Source organism: Bifidobacterium sp. ESL0822, assembly GCF_052606675.1.
Map to the genome: position 1 here is coordinate 1645958 of NZ_CP199596.1, position 23533 is coordinate 1669490.

At 58.8% G+C, this 23533-nt stretch carries 18 protein-coding genes, 1 tRNA gene and 2 pseudogenes; 5 read left to right on the plus strand and 16 right to left on the minus strand.

The window, feature by feature from the left end; all coding sequences use genetic code 11:
• Positions 1–49 precede the first annotated feature (49 nt).
• Positions 50–1462, plus strand: coding sequence for a CCA tRNA nucleotidyltransferase (locus ACUIAF_RS06410; RefSeq protein ID WP_445338233.1), 1413 nt, complete (start codon positions 50–52; stop codon positions 1460–1462).
• A gap of 123 nt (positions 1463–1585) precedes the next feature.
• On the opposite strand, the gene ACUIAF_RS06415 is transcribed toward ACUIAF_RS06410, so the two are convergent.
• From ACUIAF_RS06415 to ACUIAF_RS06455, 9 genes are all read right to left on the minus strand, one after another.
• Positions 1586–2245 carry an LPXTG cell wall anchor domain-containing protein gene (locus ACUIAF_RS06415; protein WP_445338235.1) on the minus strand — a complete coding sequence of 220 codons (660 nt, stop codon included), beginning with the start codon at positions 2243–2245 and terminating at the stop codon, positions 1586–1588.
• Complete coding sequence (locus ACUIAF_RS06420) at positions 2218–2874, minus strand: InlB B-repeat-containing protein (protein WP_445338237.1); 657 nt, start codon at positions 2872–2874, stop codon at positions 2218–2220. Before ACUIAF_RS06420 ends, ACUIAF_RS06415 begins: the two co-directional genes overlap by 28 nt.
• Before the next feature lie 221 nt (positions 2875–3095).
• Positions 3096–3707, minus strand: a complete 612-nt coding sequence (locus tag ACUIAF_RS06425) for a LytR C-terminal domain-containing protein (RefSeq protein WP_015022681.1) — start codon at positions 3705–3707, stop codon at positions 3096–3098.
• A 10-nt stretch (positions 3708–3717) separates the two neighbouring features.
• Positions 3718–4638 (minus strand): 4-(cytidine 5'-diphospho)-2-C-methyl-D-erythritol kinase, encoded by a 921-nt coding sequence (locus tag ACUIAF_RS06430; protein ID WP_445338239.1) that lies wholly within the window; start codon positions 4636–4638, stop codon positions 3718–3720.
• A complete protein-coding gene (gene rsmA / locus ACUIAF_RS06435) occupies positions 4635–5516 on the minus strand; it encodes a 16S rRNA (adenine(1518)-N(6)/adenine(1519)-N(6))-dimethyltransferase RsmA (RefSeq protein WP_445338241.1) in 882 nt (293 codons plus the stop codon). The genes ACUIAF_RS06430 and rsmA overlap by 4 nt, the downstream gene beginning before the upstream one ends.
• 33 nt (positions 5517–5549) lie before the next feature.
• On the minus strand, positions 5550–6971 hold the full coding sequence (locus ACUIAF_RS06440) for a G5 domain-containing protein (RefSeq protein ID WP_445338242.1): 1422 nt from the start codon (positions 6969–6971) through the stop codon (positions 5550–5552).
• Between the two features lie 402 nt (positions 6972–7373).
• Positions 7374–7447 (minus strand) — tRNA-Thr (locus tag ACUIAF_RS06445).
• 110 nt (positions 7448–7557) lie between these two features.
• Positions 7558–8481: a DsbA family protein gene (locus tag ACUIAF_RS06450; protein ID WP_445338244.1), complete on the minus strand. Its 924-nt coding sequence runs from the start codon at positions 8479–8481 to the stop codon at positions 7558–7560.
• Positions 8482–8542: 61 nt separating this feature from the next.
• Complete coding sequence (locus ACUIAF_RS06455) at positions 8543–10561, minus strand: serine/threonine-protein kinase (protein ID WP_445338246.1); 2019 nt, start codon at positions 10559–10561, stop codon at positions 8543–8545.
• A gap of 171 nt (positions 10562–10732) precedes the next feature.
• Here ACUIAF_RS06455 and ACUIAF_RS06460 point away from each other — a divergent pair, with 171 nt between their 5' ends.
• The 3 genes and pseudogenes from ACUIAF_RS06460 to ACUIAF_RS06470 form a co-directional block, all read left to right on the plus strand.
• Entirely contained in the window at positions 10733–11131 is a 399-nt protein-coding gene (locus ACUIAF_RS06460; RefSeq protein ID WP_154312993.1) for a carboxymuconolactone decarboxylase family protein, read from the plus strand.
• Between the two features lie 201 nt (positions 11132–11332).
• Positions 11333–12460 carry an ABC transporter ATP-binding protein gene (locus ACUIAF_RS06465; protein ID WP_445338248.1) on the plus strand — a complete coding sequence of 376 codons (1128 nt, stop codon included), beginning with the start codon at positions 11333–11335 and terminating at the stop codon, positions 12458–12460.
• A gap of 171 nt (positions 12461–12631) precedes the next feature.
• Positions 12632–13993 (plus strand): annotated as a pseudogene (locus ACUIAF_RS06470) (DUF4032 domain-containing protein); the annotation flags it as partial.
• A 420-nt stretch (positions 13994–14413) separates the two neighbouring features.
• Here ACUIAF_RS06470 and rlmB read toward each other — a convergent pair.
• The 6 genes from rlmB to ACUIAF_RS06500 form a co-directional block, all read right to left on the minus strand.
• Positions 14414–15406 (minus strand): 23S rRNA (guanosine(2251)-2'-O)-methyltransferase RlmB, encoded by a 993-nt coding sequence (gene rlmB, locus ACUIAF_RS06475; RefSeq protein WP_445338249.1) that lies wholly within the window; start codon positions 15404–15406, stop codon positions 14414–14416.
• Between the two features lie 646 nt (positions 15407–16052).
• A complete protein-coding gene (locus ACUIAF_RS06480; protein WP_445338251.1) occupies positions 16053–17864 on the minus strand; it encodes a DUF4012 domain-containing protein in 1812 nt (603 codons plus the stop codon).
• Between the two features lie 208 nt (positions 17865–18072).
• Positions 18073–19785, minus strand: a complete 1713-nt coding sequence (locus tag ACUIAF_RS06485) for a sugar transferase (RefSeq protein ID WP_445338252.1) — start codon at positions 19783–19785, stop codon at positions 18073–18075.
• A gap of 114 nt (positions 19786–19899) precedes the next feature.
• A complete protein-coding gene (locus ACUIAF_RS06490) occupies positions 19900–21015 on the minus strand; it encodes a glycosyltransferase (protein ID WP_110417877.1) in 1116 nt (371 codons plus the stop codon).
• Positions 21016–21060: 45 nt separating this feature from the next.
• Complete coding sequence (locus ACUIAF_RS06495; RefSeq protein ID WP_445338253.1) at positions 21061–21993, minus strand: RNA methyltransferase substrate-binding domain-containing protein; 933 nt, start codon at positions 21991–21993, stop codon at positions 21061–21063.
• Between the two features lie 218 nt (positions 21994–22211).
• Complete coding sequence (locus ACUIAF_RS06500) at positions 22212–22505, minus strand: cupin domain-containing protein (protein ID WP_445339177.1); 294 nt, start codon at positions 22503–22505, stop codon at positions 22212–22214.
• 13 nt (positions 22506–22518) lie between these two features.
• On the opposite strand from ACUIAF_RS06500, the pseudogene ACUIAF_RS06505 reads away from it, so the two are divergent.
• A pseudogene (locus tag ACUIAF_RS06505) lies at positions 22519–22794 on the plus strand (cation transporting ATPase C-terminal domain-containing protein); the annotation flags it as partial.
• A 139-nt stretch (positions 22795–22933) separates the two neighbouring features.
• On the opposite strand, the gene ACUIAF_RS06510 reads toward ACUIAF_RS06505, so the two are convergent.
• The gene (locus tag ACUIAF_RS06510) at positions 22934–23395 is read right to left on the minus strand and encodes a sugar transferase (RefSeq protein WP_445338254.1); all 462 of its coding nucleotides are present in this window, start codon (positions 23393–23395) and stop codon (positions 22934–22936) included.
• Between the last annotated feature and the right edge of the window lie 138 nt (positions 23396–23533).

Here is a 23533-nt window from a genome sequence, read left to right on the forward strand (position 1 = left end):
GGGTAACGGTATGCTAGTAGGCGCATCAACTCCGTAGGAAAGGGTGAGCGTGGATTTCCAAGTCTGGCCGGAGGCCATCGAGCTCGGGCGCCTCTTCGCTGAGCAGGGATATGAACTGGCGTTGGTAGGGGGTCCTGTACGCGATTTGCTCCTGCACCGGCCCTCCCACGACCTGGACTTCTGCACCTCGGCCAGACCCGAGCAGTTCGAGCCCATCCTGCGCCATTGGGGGTCGGGCTTCTGGGACATGGGGCGCAAATTCGGCACCTTGGGCGCGCTGCGACGGCGTCCTGACGGAACCGAGGTCAAGGTGGAGGTGACCACCTACCGGCGAGACACCTACGATCCCAACTCCCGCAAGCCCGAGGTGGACTATGGGGACAGCCTTGAGGGCGATCTTTCAAGGCGCGATTTCACTGTCAATGCCATGGCCCTACGGGTGCCCGACCTGGTCTTCGTAGACCCCTACCGGGGGGCCAACGATCTGGCCAAGCAGGTGCTGCGGACCCCGGTGGACCCCCGTCAGTCCTTCGACGACGACCCCCTGCGGATGATGCGGGCCGTGCGGTTCGTGGCCCAGCTGGGATTCACCATCGCTCCGGAGACAGCCGAGGCCATCACCCGCATGACCGATCGAATCAGCATCGTCTCGGCCGAGCGGATTCGCGACGAGCTGACCAAGCTCATGCTGTCCGACCACCCCGTCCAGGGCATCGAGGCCCTGGTGCAGTCCGGCTTGGCCGACATCGTTCTGCCCGAGATCCCCGCCCTGCAGCTGGAGATAGACGAGCATCACCGGCACAAGGACGTTTTCGAGCACACCCTGATGGTGGTGGACCGGGCCATCGCCCTGGAGACAGGACCTGACGGACCTGTGCCCGCCCCGGACCTGACCCTGCGCCTGGCCGCCCTGCTGCACGACATCGGCAAGCCCGCCACCAGACGCTTTGAGCCCGGCGGCAAGGTCAGCTTCCATCACCATGATGCAGTCGGGGCCCGGTTGGCCCGCAAGCGCCTGAAGGCCCTGCGCTTCGACCACCACCTGATCGCCGACGTCTGCGACCTGATCTCCATGCACCTGCGTTTCCACGGCTATGTGGACGAGCGGTGGACCGATGCGGCCGTACGCCGCTACGCCCGGGAGACAGGTCCGCTTTATGAGCGGCTCAATCGCCTGACCCGGGCCGATGCGACCACCCGCAACAAGCGCAAGGCCCAGGTCTTCTCCTCCGCTATGGACGAGTTGGAGGACAGGGTGGCTCAACTGCGTCGGCAGGAGGATCTGGATGCCATCCGGCCCGACTTGAATGGACAACAGATCATGCAGATTCTGGGCCTCAAGCCTGGACCGCAGGTGGGGCGTGCCTATCGGCACATGATGGACTACCGCCTGGATCAGGGCCCGGTCGACCAGCAGACAGCCGAGCAGGAGCTGCGGGACTGGTGGCAAAGCCAGGGCTAGAGCCAGGCCTGGTCCGCATTCTGCAGGTTCAGCTGCCGCCGGATTATATGTGGAAGATGTTTGCCTGGTCATCAGGTGCCAGGCTGGTATTGGCTGTGATTGTTGTACGGCCCGGACTGTTGCTTACTTGTGTGAAGTGTTCATGCTGCCTGTCGTGCGGGCCTGCTTTTGGCGGCTTTTGGCGGCTGTGGCGGCTCCTGCGGTGAGCAGTCCTATGGCGAGCAGAAGGAGCATGCCGTCGCCTCCGGTCAGGGGCAGGCTGGCGATGGGCAGGTACCGGTAGGTGTTGTCCTTGTCAGTTTCCTGCTGTTTGCCGTCCTGGGTCCAGTCGATGGCCACGGGCGCCAGCCCCGGCGTGTAAGGGGGAGTGGTCACCTTCCAGGTGCCGTCGGGGCTGGGCTTGAGGTCCTTGCCTGCGGCGAGGCACGTGCCCTGCTCCTGATTCTGGCCGAAGCATACGCTGGTGGTCTGCGGCTCTCCGGGGAAGCTGACCGGTCCCGGCCGGCTGGCCGGCCAGGCGTTGGAGGGGGCGCGCCCCAGCTGACCGTTGCCGTTGTTTCCCCAGGTGTAAAGCTGGCCGTCGGAGCCGATGGCTGCGGAATGATACCATCCCACGCCGGATTGTTTCCAGGTGAATCCTTTGGGCGCTCCTTGGGGCTTGCCTACCAGGGTCGGCGTCTGCCGGTCGGTGGTGGTGCCGTCGCCCAGCTGGCCGGTGTAGTTCCACCCCCAGGTGTAGAGGTTGCCGTCCGAGCCTATGGCAGCGGAATGAAGGCCTCCCATGCTGAGCTGGCTGAGTCTGATGCCGCGTCGCGCGGGCGGGGTGAGGTGACCTTGGCGCCTCCGGCTATGGGCCCTTGGCTGGGGCTGATGGCCCAATAGCCGTCTCCCTTGGTCCAGTGAGCGGTGAGGGTGGTGCTGCCGGTGACGGGCTGGGTGAAGTCGTAGGCAACGTCGCCTTGGAACCAGCCGTCGAACAGGTATCCGTCCCTGGCGGGGTCGGGGCTGGGCCGACTGGCCTGGCCCCCGTCGGGGACGGTCTGCCTGTCGACGCTGCCGCCGCCTGCCGTGTCGAAGCTGACCGTCCAGGCTGCGGAGGATTGGGCCTGGACGGCAGCAGCATCGTCGGCAGCATCGAGTGTGGGTGAGGAGGGCATCGGGGTCGTGTGGCTCAGAGGCGAGGGCGTTGGCAGGGGTGAGGACGTTGACGGGGGGGGGGAGGACGGCGATACGGCCTGCGGGCTATCATCCCTGTCGGGGTTCTCCAGACCCCCTCCTCCTTGCTGTTTGTCCAGGGTGGTGGGCGTGGCTGTTCCGGATGGGCCGCTGATGTTCCCGGCCAAAGCAGGTGTGCAGGACAGGGCTAGGAGAAAGGCCAGGGCGGCGGCTGCCATGCCCGAACGTTGACGCAAGATGAGTCGACCCCCTTCTTCGCAGAGCCTGCTACAGCATCCCCCGGACATCACACTCAAAACTGTACTAAGAAACTGTATCAAGCGCGCAAACACCCGCCAACCAAGGGTATTACGCTTGCTACCATATCACGGCGCGCAAACGCCTCCTGTTGGGGGTTCTGCAACAGCCGGGTCCGCGCTCCTGGGCGGGATGCCAGGCCGGCAACATTGCTGCGGCGTCAGGCCTTGGGAGCCTTGGGCAGGTTCTTCATGGAGGAGGGGTCGGCCTGGCAGCCCTTGATGGCTTCGATTCTACGTCCTACGACAGGGGTGCTGTCCTCGTCGTTAAGATCGGTAAAAGTGGCCCCGACGACTACGTCAATCAGATCGTCACTGCGGTCGTCCATGATCAGAATGGCATCATTGAATTGGGATCCCACTGTGTAGCCACGGTCAATGGCCGAAGCTCCGAAACGTATCTCGGTACGGGCTGTCTCGGTCTTGCCCGGATAGTCCGCCACATCCTGCATATTGAATCCCCGATTACGCAGGGCAGAGGCCAGGGCAGTGGCCAAACCTGACTTGTTGGTTCCGTTGAGCACCCGCACACGGATGTCGGGGTGGTTGACCAGCTTGGACTTGTCAGGCGGGCAGGGCACGGCGACACCATAGTTGGGCTTGGTGATGCTGGCATGTTTGGCGGTATGCCCGATGGACTCGAAGATAATCAGACCGCAGATGATAAGGATAACAACCAGAGCGCTGACGACTATGGTGAAAACCATCTTCTGCCGCCGTCGTACGAACTGCCTGCGGGCCTCGCGTTCGTCGAGTGGTTCGGGATTCGTCATGCTGCCTACTCTACTGTCCATGGGTGACTCTCAGGGGGACCATCCTGGGCAGGACTGGCGAGTCAGCCTCGATTATCCTGTCCACGGCATTTTGCTCCCGCCAGAGCCTTATCAATGCGATTGCCTGCTCGGGGTGAGGGGCCATGACTACCACGGAGGGGCCCGATCCAGAGACAAAGGCCGGTCCGATGCCTGCCTGCCGGGCAAGGTCCAGAGCCTGGCGCGAGCGCGGGTGCAGGGTGCAGGCGGTCTCCTGCAGGTCGTTCGGGTCCTTGGGGCCGGGTCCGATCAGATCGAAGGCCTTGTAGACATGGGCTGTGCTCAGCTGATCTTCGTAGGCACCGATCAGGAGGTGTCCGGTCAGCCCAGCACGGGACAGCCGCTGGGCCTGCAGGCCATCCGGATCCAGGGGCTCAAGAATTTGGCCGAAACCTGTACCTCTGCTGAGCCCTCCATGCAGGCAGAAGGGCAGGTCCGCGCCCAGCCTGGCGGCGATGCGGTCCAGCTCGGCGGCAGCCATTCCAAGATTCCAGAGCCGGTTCAACCCCAGCATGGTTCCGGCAGCATCCGCGGATCCACCGGCCAGCCCGGCGCCCACCGGTATCCGTTTGAGGATGTGAATAGCCACATCAGGCTGGTGCCCGGTGGCCTGTGCCATGGCCAGAAGGGCCTTGACGGCCAGGTTGGCGCGTGGATCGGCATCACGGCGGTTCAGGTCGCCCAAGTGGTCGCCCTCCAGGCTCAAGCGGAAGCCGTTGCCGGGTTCTGTCCGACGTAGTTCCACCCGATCCCAGATTCCCACAGCGCTGTAAATGGTGTCCAGGCGGTGTCGCCCTTCAAGTTCGGCTTGGGCCGGACCGACACGAAGCCTTAGATTGATCTTGGCGGGACAGTAGAGGGCAATGCCGTCCCTTCCGACTGCCGGGCTCAAGCGGCCACCTCGCGGCGGGCTTGCTCCAGGGCGACGAACTCCTCGATGGTCATGGTTTCCCCCCGGCGTGCAGGGTCGATGCCTGCGGCCTGGAAGACTTCAGCGGTCACCAGGCCCTTCAGGGCGGCGTGTAGGGTTTTGCGGCGCTGTCCGAAGGCGGCATCAATCAGGGAGAAGACTCGGGTCCTCGTTCCCTCGTCCGTGCGTCCGCGTCCGTCCTTGTCCCGGGTGAAGGAGACCAGTGCCGAGTCCACGTTGGGGGCTGGCCAGAAGACATGGCGCCCGATTCTGCCCGCCTGGGCGGCATGCCCATACCAGGCCAGCTTCAGACTGGGAGCGCCGTAGACCTTGGAGCCCGGGGTGGCCGTCAGCCGGTCCGCCACCTCCTTCTGGACCATGACCAGGAACCGGCTCAGATTGGCGAACCGGGCCAGGAGGGTCAGAATGATCGGAGTGGCTACGTTGTAGGGCAGGTTGGCCACCATGGTCAGGTCGGCGGTCGTGCCTGCATCACCTGCCAGCTGAGGGGTCATGGTCAGGGCATCCCGGTCGACCACGGTCAGCCGGTCCAGGCTCTCCGGCATGCGCTCGCGGACGGTCTGCGGCAGCTGCCGGGCCAGGGCGGGATCAATCTCGTCGGCGGTCACCAGGCAGCCCATCTCTAGCAAACCGAGAGTCAGGGATCCCAGACCAGGACCTACTTCCAGAACTGGCTGGCCGGATGCCACCCCCGCCAGACGCACGATCCTGCGGACGGTTCCTGGATCGATGACGAAGTTCTGCCCCAATCGTTTAGTGGGGTGGATGTCGATCTGGTCGGCGATGCGTCGGATGTCGGCTGCTCCCAGGAGGCGGTCGCTCTCAGTTTTAGTGTTCATGTCGGTTCGTTGCTCGTGGATGTGGTTAGGGGATCAGTAGTTATGATGTACGTTCCAGTAGCTCATGGCCGCACTAGGACTGCCGTACCGTTGTGCGATGTAGTAGAGGCCCCAATCAATCTGGACAGCAGCATCGTCACGCCAATTGGCTCCGAATTGCGCCATCTTGAAGCCAGGGTTAGCCTGGGGAATGCCATAGGCGGGTGAACTGGGGTTCTGGGCATACCAGAGCCAGCTTGACTCCTTGTTCCAGAGTGTCACCAGGTCATTGAATTGCGAACCCGTCCATCCGCGCTGGGCTGCTGCACCCCCGGCGTAGACCTGGGCTACACCAGGTTCCGCATGCCAAAGACCGTCACGAGATGGACTCGGCGCTGGCGACGGGGCTGGTTTGTTCTCGGGCTGAGCTGGAGCCGGTGGGCTTGGTTGTTTCGGCTTGGTCGTCTGCGGAGGCTTGGTCTGTGTTGGCGTAGGGGTCGGTGTCGTTGCCGACTGCGAATCCTGGCTGGGCGAGGGGCTCGGAGAGGGCGTCTTCTGCGTCTGCTGGGAGTCCTTGCCTGTGTCCTCCTTGGACTGCTGCCCGCTGTTCTGTTCCTCTTTCGGCTTGTCGGGACCGACGGCCACCACCTGATCCACTGGCATGGCTACGGTCTCCTCCTTGACCACCTGCTCCGATTCGGCCTGTCCGTCCACGTAGGTGACCTGTATGGTCTGCAGGCGTTGACCGGCTACGCCCGCTTGTCGCACCTGGGTCTGACCGGGCGCCAGGCTCGGGTCGACCACGGTCCTCGTAGCGAAGGGTATAGGGATTGTTTTTTGAGTGTTTCCGTGGGTGACCCGTTGGACCCGCAGCACAGTGGTGCCCTGGTCATGCTCCACGCTGACCCGGTCCTCCTTGCCCAGCACGATGCCCTTGGAGTCCAGGATGGATGCTGCTGGAAGCTTGCCGTCAGGGGCTACCGAGGTCTTCCCGTCAGCTATGACCGTGACCGGCCCTGCCTGGTTGATGACCAGACCGCCGGTCAGCTGGTTGTAGATGTTGCCTACATCCACGGTGACCTTCATGGCCTGCTTGCGGTTCTCCTCGAAGAACCCAAGCAGCTGGTCCATGCTGGTGGCCGTGGTCCAGAAGGGCACCCGCTGGCCCTGGATGACGATAGTGGTCTGATAGGCGGAGCGCACAGTGACCGCCGCGTGGTTGTGCAGCTGGCCTCCGGAGGTGGAATCAACCAAGTCGTGGGTCTTGACCTTGATTCCCTGCTGGCGCAGCAGACCGTCCACGCTGTAGGCGTAGGTGGTCACCATCTTGGTCTGCCCATTGACGCTTAGCGCTACGCTCTTGCGCGCAGTAACGCCGAAGGTCAGGATCATTGCCAGAACGACCAGGAGGGCGCAGGAGACCACGCGAATCCTTCTGAGCACGATGAAACGCCGCGGTGTCCAGCGTCTGGCCATGTGCTCGCCTCCCGTTCCTGCCTTGTCCGTACCCGGCAATTCTAACGGCGCGGGCATGGAACGAGGCCGCACAATCCGCAAGGTCGGGCAAATATCCACATTTGTCGCAGAGGGAGTGGCAACAAAAAAGCCGACTTGACCGTCATCGGTCAGTCGGCTTTTCAAGACCCGGGCCCTGGGCCGGCGGATCAACGTCAAGAGGACGGGAATGAAGGGGAATGATCCCGTCCTCGAATACGAACGGAGATGGTTGGGGAAAAGCTCCGTTCGTACTTCGGAGAACGAGCCTCCGAAATGACTTACTCGAGGGAAGTATTTGCAATTATCCAGGTAATGTCCACTATTATAACCTGCCCGGAGACAAAGCCGAACAGTAGGATTTATGGTTCGTTCCTGGCGTAGAGCCTCCTGTCAGAGTCGAACTGACGACCTGCCGCTTACAAGGCGGCTGCTCTGGCCAACTGAGCTAAGGAGGCGGTCCCGGTGGTCCATTACAGCATTCCGGGCCGCGGTACGGAATGATATCGTACCATCACCGTGCCCCCAAGGGGACGCTGGACGCGAAATTTCTCTCGCCGTGCCCAGCTCAGTCCAGTGAGCGCGGATGGCCGGAGGCGCCGATGGCCGGCATGGCTCCCTTGACGCCCACCTTGGACTGGTCCAGACCCAGAGCCTTGAGCAGGCCCGAACTGTAGTCCAATCCCGCCCGGGACAGGTTGCCCAGCTCCCAGTAATTGCCGTTGATGCGAACCGTGGGCGTGGTCATCTGTCCCTTATTGGAACCGGAGGGATTCCAGAGTTCCTTGCGCAGGGGGGTATAGGCGTCCATGGCCTTGATCCAGTCCCGGTAGTGGCCCTTGAGCGCCTGGTCGGCAACCTTGGGATCAACCCCGGCCTTGATGGCCTGCTGACGGATCTTGTCGTTGCTGACGGGGTGGTAGTCGGATTCGTCCGGTTGGAAGTCCTTGGCGTAGAGGTTGGCGATGAAGGGCAGTAGGTGGTCCGGATCGTGCTGTGCCACGTAGATGGTGGCCGTGCCCGTCCTGGTCGAGTAGTTGTCCGTGGAGAGCCGGTCCATGAAGCTCATGGGGTAGATGACCAGGTTGATTTGGCCGGCATCCACCAGACCGGTCAGTGTGGAGTCCAACCCGCGATGCAGGGCGCCGCAGCCTGGGCACATGAAGTCCATGTAGATCTCCACGGTCGGAGCCTTGGCCACCGGCTTGTTGAGTCCCTGGGAGCTGATCAGAAAGCCGCCCTGGTCATTGGCGGCCGAGGGCTTTTCCTTGACCTTTGCGACGGCCTGACGGGCCTGCCCCAGGTCCTGGGACTTGACCGGGCGATGGCTGCGCCAGTAGAGGAATCCGCCCAGAGCGATCAGGATGATGAGCGCCACGGTGACGATGACGCCGATCGTGGTCTGCTGGCGGCGTTCCTTGGCCTCCTGGAGCCGACGGGCCTCTTCCTGGGCCTTGAGCGCGGCCTTGCGGTTCTGCTTGCCCTTGGACATGACCTGGATCCTTTCCTTGGCGTACTGAGCACAGTGTAGCCGTCAGGGGTGGAGCACGACCTTAGGCACGCAGCAGGTGGATAGGGGCCCAGTCCATGGAGGGCTGGACAATCAGCCCGGCCAGGAGAACGGCCACAATCAGCAGCCAGATCAGGAGCAGAATCCACCTGCGGCGGGGGTTGCCCGGTGCCTCGGGATCCTGGCGGCCCATAGGGATTCGGCCCGCCGCCAGGCGCAGGACCATGTTGCCGCTGTTGGCCTTGGGGGCTGAGCGGTCCTGCGTCGGCAGAGTCGTCAACATCCAGCCGGCAAGCGTCGCCAGGGCCATGGCCAGTCCGCCGGCGGACAGGGGCCTGGCCGCTGGCAGGGGGACGGTCAGAAGGCGCTCGCCCAAGGTCAGACCGGCACGAACGGTGGTGAGGGCGCCCGCCCAGGTCAGCGGCAGAGCGACCAGGACTTGGACGAGGATCATGCCCGGCAGACGGAGTAGGGCGGCTGCCAGGCCCTTGAGCAGGTGCCAGGGGAGGGCGGCTGCGTTCAACAGACGATCGGTGCCCCGCCTAGGGCCGTCGCGACGCAGTTCCCGTTCGATTTGGGCTTTTATGCTCCATCCTGTGGTGCTCAGGGCCCAGAGGAGGATTCCGGCGGTGGCCAGTGCGGAGACCGGGGCCAGAGCTGTCAGCAGTGCGGGGAGGATTCCCAGCATTACCAGGCAGGAGGTTCCGGCTTTCAGGTAGCACAGGCGTCGCATCTGGGCGGGGGGTTGGTCTCCCAGCCAGCGGGTGTTCGCCTCGTTGCGGTATCCGCTGGGCAGGGGCTGTGCCGGTGGAAGAGGATCCTGGACGGTGGTGGCTTGAAGATCTTGGCGGTCGGCCAGGGGCTGGCGGTCCTGCCAGGTCTGCGTCTGCTCCTGCTGCTCCTGGGCTGCGGGAAGGGGATTCAAGAGGGTGGTGGGTTGCTCCAAGTCGGGCAGGAGGGTCGTCTGTTCATCGGCTTTGCCGTTTGTCGGAGGCTGTGACCAGGCCGTCCGTGGACTGTCTGGATTAGCTCGCGTAATAGGCGGCATAGGCATGGTGGCCGGCTCAACGACCATGGTGGGCGAGTCGGTCTGCTCCTCAGCCTCCGAAGAGCCGCCGCCAAAAGGGCGCATCGTCTCCTGACTGCCCTTGCCGTTCTGCTGCCCTTCCGTGCCCTGGTCGTCTTGCTCCCCTTGCCAGGCCTGCGGATCCATGGCATCCCGGCTGATGGCCTCCAGGAGCTCCTGGGGTGTGCAACGCGCACCTCGGTCGGGGGAGAGGGCCGAGCGCAGGGCTTTCATGGTGCCGATGGGCAGTCCGGACAGGTCAGCATTGCCCGAGGCCTCCCGTTCCAGGACCGCCATCATGGGTTTGTCGCCGAAGACCGCCCGTCCAGTGGCTGCATAGGCCAGAACTGCGGCTGTGCTCCACCAGTCGGTTCCCTGGTCGGCCTCGGCTCCGTCGATGATCTCCGGGGCGATGAAGCCAGGGGTTCCCATGACCAGCCCGGTCCGGGTCACATGGCTCTGCCCTTGGCCCATGGCGATGCCGAAGTCCACCAGCACCGGACCCGAGGCCGAAATCATGACATTGGTGGGTTTGATGTCCCGGTGGACGATGCCCGCCTGGTGGACGGCAGCGACGGCATCGATCAGCTTCCGTGCCAGCCGCTCCAGATCGTCGCCCCGATAGGGGCCATTGACAGCCACGTCGTCGCGAAGGTTGCGCCCCTCGATCAGTTCGGTCACGATGAAGGCCAGGGCATCATCAAGTTCCATATCCACGATCCGGCAGACGCCTGGATGACGGATCCGTTGCAGGGCCAGAGCCTCGCGTCGCAGGCGCTCGCGAGCCGAGGCGCGGTCCCGTTCGTCAGAGTTGTCTGGCGAGGTCTGCTCGTCCTCCTCCAAGGATTCCCGCAGAATCTTCATGGCGTAGTCCTGGCCCCCGCCATCCCGCGCGCGCCAGACGGACCCCATGGCTCCGCCACCAAGGGGCTCAATCAGGGTGTAGCCCCCGACCAGCCGTCCCGGCCTTAGGTCCAAACCCTCAAGATCGCTCATATCTCCATTGTGCCCCGACAGGTTGAAAAGCACCTGATTGCGGTTCCTGCTGTTTCGCCGCGTCCGAGATTGCCGGAGTTGGCTCCACCACCGGCGGCATAATGCGTAAACAGGCGCTGATACAATATTCTCGGCTGGGAAGTATGCAGAACAACAGAAAGAAGGGGCTTCATGGAAGCTTCGCGCTTTGAAAAGGGCTCTGAGGCCTTGGCCGCTATCGACGGCAAGGGAGGTCAGGCTGTCATCGACTCCCTTCAGGACATAGCGCCGGACCTGGGTCGCTGGATTGTCGAATTCGCCTTTGGCGACATATACACCCGGAAAGGACTCGATCTTCAGCAGCGCGAGCTGGTCACCATAGGCAGTCTGGTGACGCAGGGAGACACGGCTCCACAGCTGGCCGTTCACATCCAGGGAGCCCTGAATGTGGGCCTGAGCAAGCAGGCCGTGGTCGAAGCCATACTCCAATGTGCTCCCTACGTGGGATTCCCCAGGGTCATCAACGCGATCAACGTGGCCAGGACGGTCTTTGAGCGCGATGCCGAAGATTCCGACAAGCCCAAGGACTGAGTCGGCAAGGGTTCGCACGTCGAATTCAGACCCTGGTGTATAGTGGACACTGGCTCAAGGGAGAGTTTCTCTTAACCACAAAATAGAAAACCGTCGCATGGCCATGCCGATGTCGGTGTTGACCCCGGGACGGAACCACAGTGAAAATCAACCCTTCACTACGGATCGTTCGGCACGTACCTGCCGATGAAAGGATGAACAATGGCAGAAGTGGTATTCGACCACGTCACTCGTATCTACCCGGGCAACGATGAGCCCTCGGTCAGTGACCTCAGTCTGGACATCAAAGACGGTGAATTCCTTGTTCTGGTAGGGCCTTCCGGCTGCGGAAAGTCAACTACCCTGCGCATGCTGGCCGGCCTGGAGGAGGTCAACAAGGGACGCATCATGATTGGTGACAGGGACGTGACGACCATGCAGCCCAAGGATCGCGACATCGCCATGGTCTTCCAGAACTACGCCCTTTACCCTCACATGACCGTGGCCGACAACATGGGCTTCGCCCTGAAGATCGCCGGCACCCCCAAGGACGAGATTCGCCAGCGGGTGGAGAAGGCCGCCGAGGTGCTGGATCTGACCGAGTACCTGGACCGCAAGCCCAAGGCTCTGTCCGGTGGTCAGCGTCAGCGTGTGGCCATGGGACGCGCTATTGTGCGTCAGCCCAAGGTCTTCCTGATGGATGAGCCTCTGTCCAACCTGGACGCCAAGCTGCGTGTCCAGACCCGTACCCAGATCGCGGCCCTGCAGCGTCAGCTCCACGTCACCACCCTGTATGTGACCCACGATCAGACCGAGGCTCTGACCATGGGCGACAGGATTGCCGTCATCAAGCTGGGCGTCCTGCAGCAGGTGGGTGCGCCCACCGAGCTCTACGATCGGCCTGAGAATGTCTTCGTGGCCGGCTTCATCGGCTCGCCCTCCATGAACATCAACATCCACCCCGTGGTCAACGGCCAGGCCAAGATCGGCGAGGACACCATCAGCCTGCCGCGCGAGGCCGTCGACAAGCTGACTCCCGAGGACCAGGGCAAGATCGTCGTGGGCTTCCGTCCCGAGAATGCCGGTCTGGCCAGCCCCTCCGATCCGGATGCCTTCTCCCTGAAGGTGGCCAACGTTGAGGATCTGGGTTCCGACGGCTACATCTACGGCAACATTCTGACCGACAACAGCGTGGCCGAGCAGGCCATCGTCATGTCCGACCAGAACAAGCTGACCACCATCCGCGTCAACCCGCGCGACCTGCCCAAGGTTGGCGATGTGGTCAAGATTCACATCGATCCTGAAAAGATGCACCTGTTCTCCCCGGCCAGTGAGCTGCGGCTGAACTGAGCGTTTCTGTGACCCTGTGGTTCGGCCACGGTTTCCCGCCGATCCGCAGGGCCTGTATCAATCATTGATATCATTTCCTTTCCTTTTTGACCGGGTGACCAGAGGCCCCGCGCGGCGCATCCGTGCGGGGCTCTTCCCGTATAGGATGGGCGGCGATGGGATGGATGAAGCATGACTAGCGTGAACATCAACCGGGCGACGGCCTCCTCTCTGGACCCTCGCGCCATGAAAGCCACCTCGATAAAGACCACGGCCGACCCCTCTTCCGAGCAGGAACCGGCTGCCCTGCACATCACGGCCACAAGCTCCAATCCCAGGATGTTCACCCTGCCTTGGGAGCGGCCGCTGGCCACCTGGCCTCGGGATCTGCTGGCCAACCTGCCCAGAGGCATCTCCCGACACGTGGTTCGCTTCGTCCACGTGGGCGACGATGTCTACGCCATGAAGGAAATCACACAGCGGGTGGCTGAGCGTGAGTACGAGCTCCTGCGCAAGCTGCAAAAACTGGAGCTGCCCACGGTCAACCCCATCGCCGTGGTCACAGGACGGCACACCCGTGAGGGCGAGCCTCTTGAGGCCATGCTGGTCACCCAGCACCTGAAGTTCTCACTGCCCTACCGTGCCCTCTTTGCCCGCAATCTGCGCCCGGATACAGCAGAGCGGCTGATCGATGCCCTGGCGGTCCTTCTGGTAAGGCTCCATCTTGCCGGCTTCTACTGGGGCGATGTCTCCCTGTCCAACGTGCTTTTCCTGCGTGATGCCGATGCCTTCTCGGCCTTCCTGGTCGATGCCGAGACCGGTGATTTGCACCCCAGTCTGACGGATGGCCAGCGCGAGTACGACATTGACCTGGCCAGGACCAACATCATCGGCGAGCTCATGGATTTGGATTCCGGCAACCTGCTGGCTGGCGAGGTGGACGAGGTCGGCGTTGGCAACCGGCTGGTGGACCGCTATCACTCCCTCTGGAGCGCTCTGACGGACGTGGACAGCTTCGATCCTGATGAGATGTGGAAGATCGAGCGCCGCGTCAACAGGCTCAACGATCTGGGCTTCGACGTGGACGAGCTGGAGATGAAGACCGAGGAGGACGGCAACCGGGTGCTGGTGCGCCCAAGGGTGGTCGATGCCGGCTATGCCTCCCGCAAGTTGCTCAGGCTGACCGGTCTGGATGTGCAGGAGAATCAGGCCCGGCGGTTGCTCAACGATTTGGATGCCTACCGGGCATCCACCTGGCGTCAGGGCGAGGACCTGGAGATCGTGGCCACCGACTGGATGCGCGAGGTCTTCGAGCCCACCGTGCGCATGATTCCGCCGGAATATCGCTCGCAGATCGAACCGGCCCAGTTCTTCCATGAGGTGCTGACCCACCGCTGGCTGATGGCCGAGAAGGCCGGCCACGATGTGCCCATGGCCGAGGCCGTGCAGAGCTACATCAGCGAGTCCCTGCCCGAGTACCGGCTGGATTCCGAGGACATGAAGACCATCAACGAAGAGGCCGATGCCGGGGTGGTCGACGATGAGATGAATTGGCAGGGCGGCCATGCCCAGGCTGGTCAAGGTGAGCAGGCCGGCCGCGATCGGACTGACAAGGATGCGAATGGCCATGAAGTGGAAGGCCAAGACGCAGCTGGCAGTGGGGTGACTGGCCGAACCGACGCTGGAGGCCGGAACGGAGCAGGCACCCAGACGGACCGTGACCGGGCTGTCGAGGAGGTGTCGTCGCAGCCGGCCTTTGAGGACGCGGGTGGTGGTCGGGGTTCGTTGAGGTCGGTCTATGCTCCTGGCAGTCTGGATGCGGCTGCCGATCAGGATGATCAGGATGATGCGGTCTGGGCTTCCAGCTGACTGGTTGGTCTGTGCGGCATCCGGTCTGCAGCGGGCTGGATGCCGTGTGCGGTCTGGGCGTCCTCCTGGCGTGTCTGTCTTCAGGTTGCCGGTGTCTGTCTGGGGTTATTGGGTGTGGCTGGCGGGTCGTCGGCGTGCCGTGGCTATGGCGTAGAGGCTGATGCCGGCCGCGACCGAGGCGTTCAGGGATTCCACCGAGCTGGAGATGGGGATGGAGGCCAGGGCGTCGCAGTGCTCGCGGACCAGGCGGCTCAGCCCCTTGCCTTCGGAGCCCAGGACCACCACCAGCGGGTCGGTCTCGAAGCCCGTCTCGCCCACGGTGGTGTTGCCTGCGCCGTCCAGGCCGACCGCGTAGTAGCCGCGTTCCTTGAGTCCCTGGATGGCCTTGGTCAGGTTGACCACGCGGGCCACGGGCAGGTGGGCGGCGGCCCCGGCGGAGACCTTCCAGGCCGCGGCTGTGACCGTGGCGCTGCGCCGTTCGGGCAGGATCACCCCCGAGGCGCCGAAGGCCGCAGCGGATCGGATCACGGCCCCGAGGTTCTGCGGGTCGGTGACCCCGTCCAGGGCGATGAACAGGGGGCGGGCGGCGACCCTGGTCGCCTGGTCGGCCCCTTCCAGGGCGGCCGCGTGCTTCTCGGCCCGGTCGGCCAGGCTCTGCAGGGAGGCGTACTGGTAGGGCCGCACCTTGAGGGCCACGCCCTGGTGGCTGCCGGACCGGGCGATGCGGTTCATCTCCAGCCGGTCGGCCTCCAGCAGGTTGAGCCCCTCCTGCCCGGCCAGGCGGACGATCTCCCTGGTCCTGTCGTCGTGTTCCATCCGGGCGGCCAGGTAGAGCTGGCTGGCCGGCACGCCCGCGCGCAGGGCCTCCAGGACCGCGTTGCGGCCGATGACCAGGTCGTCGGAGTCGGAGGTGAACCGGTCGGCCCGGCGGCGGGCCGCCAGCCGTGGGTCGGCCGCCTGCCTGCGGCGGGCCGCCTGCCGGGCCTTGTAGGCCTTGTGGTAGACGCGGTCCTCGGCCCTGGGGGTGGGCCCCCTGCCGCGCAGCTTGTTGCGGTGCTTGCCGCCCGAACCCTTGGTCGGGCCCTTCTTGTCAGCCATGCCTCCAGTGTAAAAGCAGGCAAGAACCAACAAAACATCCTCTCCTCATTTATGCTGATTGACGCTGCGTCTGACAATCAGAGATTTCGAGGTGGGTGCAGCATCCATGTGCTGAGTAATGCATGGCAGCTTCCGTTTTGTAGTTCCTTGGTCATCACATATGGCGAAGAGCTATGCTGGGTTCCTATTCCTACACAAACGGTATTTTTGCGACTGGTTTGGTTGATACACACACCTTTGAAATGTGGATTGTGGCCGAACACTAACTTGATATGGTTATGCCACCTCGGCGATGAGTCTTTGGGAAAACAAAATAACTACTCTAAACCTCCTCCCCCCGAAGAGATCCACGGTGTGTGATTCAGAAGGCGGCGAGGAATCAGGGTTACGATTGGTTGATGTTTTGCCGTGCCCGGCAGATGATCAATCAAAGCCCCGATCCGTACAGAAAGTTGCGGGCAATGCCGGTTATCCGGATGTGAAATCCCAGGCCGGGCCGATCGGTTATTTGTGTTCGTTGAAAAACGAGTGCATGATCACCGCATGTATATGCCTTTAAGTGAATTTGAAATCAAACAGATGGATCCGATGGTTCAAAATCCTCCTGCTCTGCAGGCCTGTGGAACTGTGTGGTTATACCATGTTCTTACTGCTCATTGTTGCCGGTAAGGTCATTGAAAGTGACACCTGGGTCGGCCCAACCCATCGGAGTCTGATCCACGTTCAGGTCCGTCTTGGCTTTTGGTGAGGTGGTGACATCGTACTCATAGACGACAGTTTGACCTGGAGGTATGGAGGCCAGACTGGTATAAAGGTGTTTACCATTGAATACGGCACGTTTAGGCTGCCAGCCCCCACCCTTATACCGGATGTTTGAGATGGATCCTCCTGCGGGTGGGTAGAAGAGCATTTTCTCCAAAGCAGTGCCCCTTGAGGTAAAGTTGCTCGATTGGCCCAGTACGTAACTGGTTAAACCGCTCATTTCACTCTGGGTGAGGACATTGGTCATCGAGAATTTGACATGATAAGTTCTGCTTCCGTCCGTTGCAGTTGAGGTGTGTGTGATGTCAGTTTTGCGGTGAAGGTACCAGTCCAGTTTGGAAGGATTGTTCTGATTAAGGTAAATTCCAATTTCCGGTTTCTCCTCGTTATCAGGGGCTTCCTTGGCTAATCCCGAGCCTTGGAAGTACGTGGCCTCATCCGCATGGAACGTATACATGTATAGATGTCGTTGCTCTGCCATTGGCTTAAGTAGCTTTGACAGTGCCATAATTTTTTTTGTACTCATCTTCGCGAAGACACCGTTCATGGCTTGTTTCGCAACACCGGCAAATACTGCATCCTGCTCATACACGGGAAATGTTTTATATATGTCATTCATAAAGAATTGTGCAGTATTTTCTCCGGTGAGAATTTGACCGTTGGAAGTCCTGATGTTGCCGCTGATTTTGATTACTTCTTGTATGAATACAGGGTCGATCATGATGACGCCATCAATCTGTCCGGCATATGGAGAGCGTTGCCAGCAAGTATTAACAGCCTTTGCAGTTTGAGAAAAATCAGGATACGCTGTTAAATCTCGAATATCGAAGCCAAAATGCAGAGGCGCTGAAAAAATCCCATCTGGGTCGTCAGTACTTATGACTCCTAGGCGGATAAACTCTGTATTGGGGTGAAAGTCGTTAACTTTAACCATCCCATTATCAGCGTGCATTGAGCCCAAAGAGCCTATAAGGCCTCCACCTGAACGAGATTCCGAAGGTGTTTGAGCTGCGATAATATAGGAGCGTGGGCCTTGAATTCCAAGTAACTGCGGGAGAACGTGAACAGCCCGGTTGAGGTTGCTTGTCGTGTCAGCCAAGTAGGAGAATTGCTTTTTTGCCTCGGTGTATACGTTCTGTACTTGTCTGATTCGGGGATAAGGAAGTGATTTGAGCTTTTCAGATTGCGTTTGTATGCTTTTATCCGCCTGTGCGAATCCAGCCCCTGCTGCTGTAAGGGGTCTCAGATTGATTTGTCCATTTCCCTGGTCATATGCAGTATTTACGAGCTGACGAATGGTATCTGATAAAACAGGGAGTGAATCATGTGAGATGCTATTTACAATCTCGACCATACCCTGAAGATTCTTTACATCATCGCCGATTCCAGGGATTACAGAGGCTGTGTCCCAAACTCTGCTGTGAGCTAGACGGTTGGCAGCCGAAGTTTCGGCTTGTACTTTAGGTATTACGCTAATAGCTGTATCTGGATCCTGGATTATATTGTCTGCACTCAATCCGGAAATATAGGAAAAGGCGACTTCTTCGTGGTTCTTGATCTGCATGGCGTCACGATAAAATTTGAAGCCGAAGCCTGCTGCTAATAGTAGAAGCGCCGCGAACACTATGAAAGTGATGAGTAACGTATTGTGCAAGCGGTGAGACTTGTATTTACGAGCATTAAATTCGTTGCGCATATGCTCAGGTGGTTTGTTATTTGTCCTGGAACGGTTTTTCGAGATGTTTTTTAGGCATGTGCACTCCTGCTTGTTGCCGCTTATTTGCTGTTTCTCCTTAGGCTTCTAACATCATATAGTTTATCGAATTTGATTTGTGCTTTTACTCACATTCTTCTAACTGCGCGGTCGGAATCTAGTACTAGGACTTACACGCAATTTGGACTGATTAGTAAGAACCAGTGTGACGCAATACGGCCATAATCGTTTTAGCAAGAATGGCCAAATCCCCCGTAACGCTCCATTGCTGTATGTAAGAAACATCGAGACGTTCGGCTTCTTCTTGAGAGAGGTCGGAACGGCCGGAAATCTGCCAGGGCCCTGTGATCCCCGGCCGTACTAAAAGGCGAGTAGAGTAAAGTGTCCCGTAGTCGGCCACTTCATACTCTTGCTGAGGTCGGGGACCGACCAACGACATATCACCTTTTAGCACGTTGAAGAACTGGGGGAATTCATCAATAGAGTACTTACGTATGAAGCGTCCCACTTTGGTTATCCTTGGATCGTTCTCGACTTTGAAAAGAGCACCATATTTTTTCCCGGCTACCTCAGCAAGCTGGGCATCAAACCTGTCTGCGTTAACAAACATGGAACGCAGTTTATAGCAATGGAATGGCTTACCGTTGCGACCAATGCGTATTTGTTTGTAGAATGCCGGCCCATGATCCTCGAGCTTGATGGCAATGGCAGCGGGGAGGATTATAAAGGGCGTGAAAACGATGAGAGCGAGGAAGGACCCTATGATGTCCATGGTTCGTTTAACGAAGCGTGTGAGTGATGAATATTGAGGAAGACTGGCAATGAGGATGGGTTGTATGCCTGAATAGTCCAGATCAATGCGGTGACTACTCAAATCCGCGACCGATATGGATAACCCCAGTTCTATGCCTAATGATTCCACGGCTAAGGATAGGGCATGCATGATTTGATTATCGCGGGTAATGACGTCCGTAACAATGACTATTTGTGCACCAAGTCGTTCTGCTGTACGTGGAAAGTGAGAGTTGAAAGCGACAACATGCACATGTGGACAATCTTGCATGCCCTTATTAGGAATTGTTTTTATTTGAGAGTTGGTATCTGAGTCTGGCTGGTGGTATGGAGTAGCTATAATGTCACCGTGTGGCGAATTCGGATCAAGAGCGATCGGGCATACCGCTATAGGTGTATATCCGCTAGCATCGCTGGTTTCAAGGGTGTTTAGCATATTATCTATTCCAGCTTGAGAACCTACTATTATTGCGTCATATTTGCACTTGCCTTGTTGACGGTATTGATGTAAAGCGCGGCGGGCCATCCAGCGGGCGAGTACTTCTAAAACACCCGCTATGACGGGCACGATAATCGCAGTAGTTCTTGGAAGACTTATATTGAGCATATATACCAGGCAACTGGTTATTACCATGTCCAATAGAGCGGCGTTAAAAATTTTGGTGTAAAGGCCGTAACCTTCTGACATGACATGTCGGTGGTAGGTTCCGCAAATCAACAGGCTGAATAACCATATCAAGCATTGGATTAGCCCAAAGTAGAAGGCAGGTATATAGTTTTCTATGGTCTTTAAGGATAGTGGCTTAATTAGAAAACTGACCATAAGTGAAACTGACATGACAGCTACGTCTACCGCAATGAGGGAAGCCACGAACCAATATCGCCAATGCGGGGTTCGGCGAAGTTGCTGGATGATGGAATTGGTGTTGTCTGTTGAGTCGAACTGCTGGTTGATGAAACGAAGTGTCTGTGTAGGTGCTGTCTCTAACGGCAAAGAATCGGGAGCTACTTCGGGATTGGATACGGGACCATGACCATAGCTATAGGCTACACTACTGTCGAATCCCGCTTGGCCCTTGTAATTGCCGGGATCTTGAGCAACGCTGTTCAATCGCTACACCTTCCCAAACATATTAAGACAGACGATATACAGACTACGTATCTAATGCTTCATTAGTTTACAATAACCTGTGTTCAATTAACCACAAGTCAGAAAATAGCTATTTCAGTTTACTAAGTTGCAGTAGAAATCCATCATTCGTGCAGCGTTTAGTCTTGCATCATATCCTTTTTCTTTAATCTTAGGAAGATTGCATTCACGATTATATTGCGGCATTCGCATATAGGCTGTAATGATTTCGCTCCATTTTGCAAGGGCCTCTGTCGAATTAATGGGCAGGAACTTCGTAGTTCTCGCGAGATCAGCTTCTTTGCTGATGGTATCCGCGAAAAGTACAGGCAGACCATTGCATTGAGCCTCGATGCCGACCAGTGGCAATCCTTCAAAATTTGATGGAAGGGCAAAAAGATCCATAGCGTTATAGTACAGTTCAGGAGTTTCGATTACGGGAGCAAATATCACTTTGTCAGCCATTCCAAGTTCGGTTACCCTACTCTGTATTTCCTCTTTCAGCTCCCCTTCACCTACCATGAGCAGGATTGCTCTGGGATTATGATGGAGTACTTCTGCAAAGATTTTGATGAGGAATTGATGGTTTTTTTGCTTGGCAAAGCGACCGATATGCCCTATCACATAGGCAGAATCGCTCAAACCAAGACTAGCGCGTGCAGCTATCCGCTTTTGCGTGTTAAAAACGAAGCGATTGGTATCGATAGCATTCTTCAAAAGAGTAAAGGGTCGATTGCCATAATAGTAGTGGCCTGATGTAGTAGAGCAGGCACACAGCTGGGAGGCATTGCGCCACGACTGCTTTATTAGAATCATCCGGATATAACCTCGTGGATCACGAATATAGGAATCCTCATGGGCATGAATTAACCGGTTTCGTATGCCATGGCGCTTTGCAGCAGCCAGATAAAACATGGCTGTTGTACCCATATGCCCATGGACAACATCGATTTCCTGGTGTCTGGCGAAGAAAGCATCCAGCTCCCTGCAGTATCTGGGTAGGCTTCTGTACTCCATAAAGGGAATGTGATAGATGTGTCCGCCCAGGGCTTTGATTTCCGTATCGAAAGCATCCTCAGAGCTGTAGTGTTCAAGAAAATCGAACTGAATACGGGTTCTGTCGATGTTGCGGTACATATTCATGATGTAATTTTCAACCCCACCCCTTTTCATGGTGGGGGTCACATGAAGAACGTGGATTATTTTACTCATAGCCTTTGCTTTCCGATAATCAATGATGGGTATTGGCGCGTTTCCTCAGCAGCTTTTTGTAAGCCCACTCGCGCAAGCCATTGGGAACAAGGCATACCCTGCTGTGCAGGATGATCCCTTCAAGGCTTGGGATGTAGACAGGAAGCTGAGTTTATGAAAGCGCCATTTGAAGTCGACCATGTCCTTAGTGTATGGCCAGCCACCCCGGCGCGAATAAAAATCTTCGCCTACCCTCATACTCACGAGTGGTTCCTGGATGTCGTAAAATCTGCTTCCCTTCGTCAGCATTCGAACGAAAAGATCGTAATCCTCAAAATAGGGGTAGTTCTGATAATTCCTCGTCCGCAGGACTGCGCTCTTCCTGAACCGTACAGAAGAAGGATGACGGCAAGGATTGCGCAGTTTGGCGAACTTACGTATTTTCGTGTCTTTTTCCGGAAATTGTATAAGGCATATGGGTTGACTAGGTGATTCTATGAACTCGGTGCACAAAGTGCCTATAGCATCATAATTTGGATGATTAGTCAGAAAATTCTTCTGATGTTCAATTCGATAGGGCCGCACCTTGAGGGCCACGCCCTGGTGGCTGCCGGACCGGGCGATGCGGTTCATCTCCAGGCGGTCGGCCTCCAGCAGGTTGAGCCCCTCCTGCCCGGCCAGGCGTACGATCTCCCTGGTCCTGTCGTCGTGTTCCATCCGGGCGGCCAGGTAGAGCTGGCTGGCCGGCACGCCCGCGCGCAGGGCCTCCAGGACCGCGTTGCGGCCGATGACCAGGTCGTCGGAGTCGGAGGTGAACCGGTCGGCCCGGCGGCGGGCCGCCAGCCGTGGGTCGGCCGCCTGCCTGCGCTGGGCCGCCTGCCGGGCCTTGTAGGCCTTGTGGTAGACGCGGTCCTCGGCCCTGGGGGTGGGCCCCCTGCCGCGCAGCTTGTTGCGGTGCTTGCCGCCCGAACCCTTGGTCGGGCCCTTCTTGTCAGCCATGCCTCCAGTGTAAAAGCAGGCAAGAACCAACAAAACATCTGTCGGTCTCAGCTGCATCACAATCACACGGTCATTACGGCATGATCCGACAGTGCAGCAAGCATGAAGCAGTGATGATTCGTGTCTGGGCTGGCTGGTTTGATTGCCGCAAACTGGTTAGGATTCTTCCTTTTCAGTTGGAAGTAATCTTCCGTTTCAGGATAAAAGATGTATCAGGCTTAGGGCTGCCAACTAATCGGGAAGTCCAGCCACTTGACCGGGGACTGGCTGTTCAAGGTCGGGGTGATAGCCACGTGGGTCATGGAGGAGTTCTTTGATACACCGTGCCTGTGTCTGACGCCTGCGGGGCGGAAGACCGCATCGCCCGGCTTGAGTTGCCGAGGTATCTGCTCTCCCTCTTGTTCCCAGCCCAGCCCGGCCGTAACCAGAAGAAGCTGGCCATCGGGGTGGGTGTGCCAGCGGTTGAAGTGCCCGGGGGGCGAAGGTGACTTTGCCTGCCGAGTATTCCATATCCGGTTCGGTCAGGTCTTCGCCCAGCTCTTCAACGCCCTGGCCTCCCGCTCCTCCCGCAAGTCGGCCTTCCAGGGGCTCTTCAGCAATCCCTGGCTCTGGGGCGCCATAGACGTCTCCATCCTGCTCCAGCTCCTGGTGATCTACGTGCCCTTCCTGGGCGAGGCCTTCGGCACCGTCCCCCTCCAACCCCAAGCATGGCTGGAGTGCATCGCCCTGGCCTCCCTGGTCCTGGTGGCCTCGGAACTGCGCAAACAGGTCATGTGGGGTGTTCGCAAGTTACGGAGGTGAAAGGCCACTCCCATGTGGTTTCAGCATGAGCCATGGTGGCGCAAAACCGCTACCACGTTCTTGGCCAGTATGGCGATATCTCCGGTGATGCTTCGTCGTTGGAGATAGGAGACATCAAGTTGTTCGGCTTCTTCCCTGGTCAGGTCCGAACGGCTTGGTATCTGCCAAGGGCCTTTATGCCAGCCTTGATCAGGAGTCTTGTGGAATAGAGAATGCCATAGGTGTCGACCTCGTACTGCCGCTGGGGATAAGGGTTCACCAAAGACATATCACCTTTCAACGCATTGAAGAACTGAGGGAATTCATCGATGGAGTATTTACGGATGACCCCACCGACCTTGGTCACTCGCGGATCCTTCTTGATCTTGAAAAGAGCATCCAGATCCTGTCCTTGTTGTTCAGCCAGCCGGGAATCCATCTTTTCAGCACCCAGGCACATGGAGCGTAGTTTGTTGCAGTCGAATGGAACCCCGTTCATCCCAATGCGTTTCTGCTTATAAAACACAGGCCCATGATTCTCGCGTTTGATGGAAACCGCCGCAGGCAGTATAACGAATGGTACGGAGACGATTAATTCTGCAAGACAGCCGATGATGTCCATGGTTCTCTTGATGAAGCATGTGGTTGTGGAGTAGTGAGGGAGGCTTGCCACCCTAATAGGTTGGAAATCGGAATGGGCCAAGTCGATGCGATGGCTGCCGATGTCTGCGAGGTAATGGGAAGAGTGAACTCGACGCCG

Coding starts and splice junctions, on each gene's coding strand:
- ACUIAF_RS06425 (WP_015022681.1), bottom strand. CDS start 3,707: ATGACGAATCCCGAACCACTCGACGAACGCGAGGCCCGCAGGCAGTTC.
- ACUIAF_RS06510 (WP_445338254.1), bottom strand. CDS start 23,395: ATGGACATCATCGGCTGTCTTGCAGAATTAATCGTCTCCGTACCATTC.
- ACUIAF_RS06480 (WP_445338251.1), bottom strand. CDS start 17,864: ATGCGCAACGAATTTAATGCTCGTAAATACAAGTCTCACCGCTTGCAC.
- ACUIAF_RS06460 (WP_154312993.1), top strand. CDS start 10,733: ATGGAAGCTTCGCGCTTTGAAAAGGGCTCTGAGGCCTTGGCCGCTATC.
- ACUIAF_RS06450 (WP_445338244.1), bottom strand. CDS start 8,481: ATGTCCAAGGGCAAGCAGAACCGCAAGGCCGCGCTCAAGGCCCAGGAA.
- ACUIAF_RS06490 (WP_110417877.1), bottom strand. CDS start 21,015: ATGAGTAAAATAATCCACGTTCTTCATGTGACCCCCACCATGAAAAGG.
- ACUIAF_RS06465 (WP_445338248.1), top strand. CDS start 11,333: ATGGCAGAAGTGGTATTCGACCACGTCACTCGTATCTACCCGGGCAAC.
- ACUIAF_RS06440 (WP_445338242.1), bottom strand. CDS start 6,971: ATGGCCAGACGCTGGACACCGCGGCGTTTCATCGTGCTCAGAAGGATT.
- rsmA (WP_445338241.1), bottom strand. CDS start 5,516: ATGAACACTAAAACTGAGAGCGACCGCCTCCTGGGAGCAGCCGACATC.
- ACUIAF_RS06455 (WP_445338246.1), bottom strand. CDS start 10,561: ATGAGCGATCTTGAGGGTTTGGACCTAAGGCCGGGACGGCTGGTCGGG.
- rlmB (WP_445338249.1), bottom strand. CDS start 15,406: ATGGCTGACAAGAAGGGCCCGACCAAGGGTTCGGGCGGCAAGCACCGC.
- ACUIAF_RS06495 (WP_445338253.1), bottom strand. CDS start 21,993: ATGGCTGACAAGAAGGGCCCGACCAAGGGTTCGGGCGGCAAGCACCGC.
- ACUIAF_RS06415 (WP_445338235.1), bottom strand. CDS start 2,245: ATGGGAGGCCTTCATTCCGCTGCCATAGGCTCGGACGGCAACCTCTAC.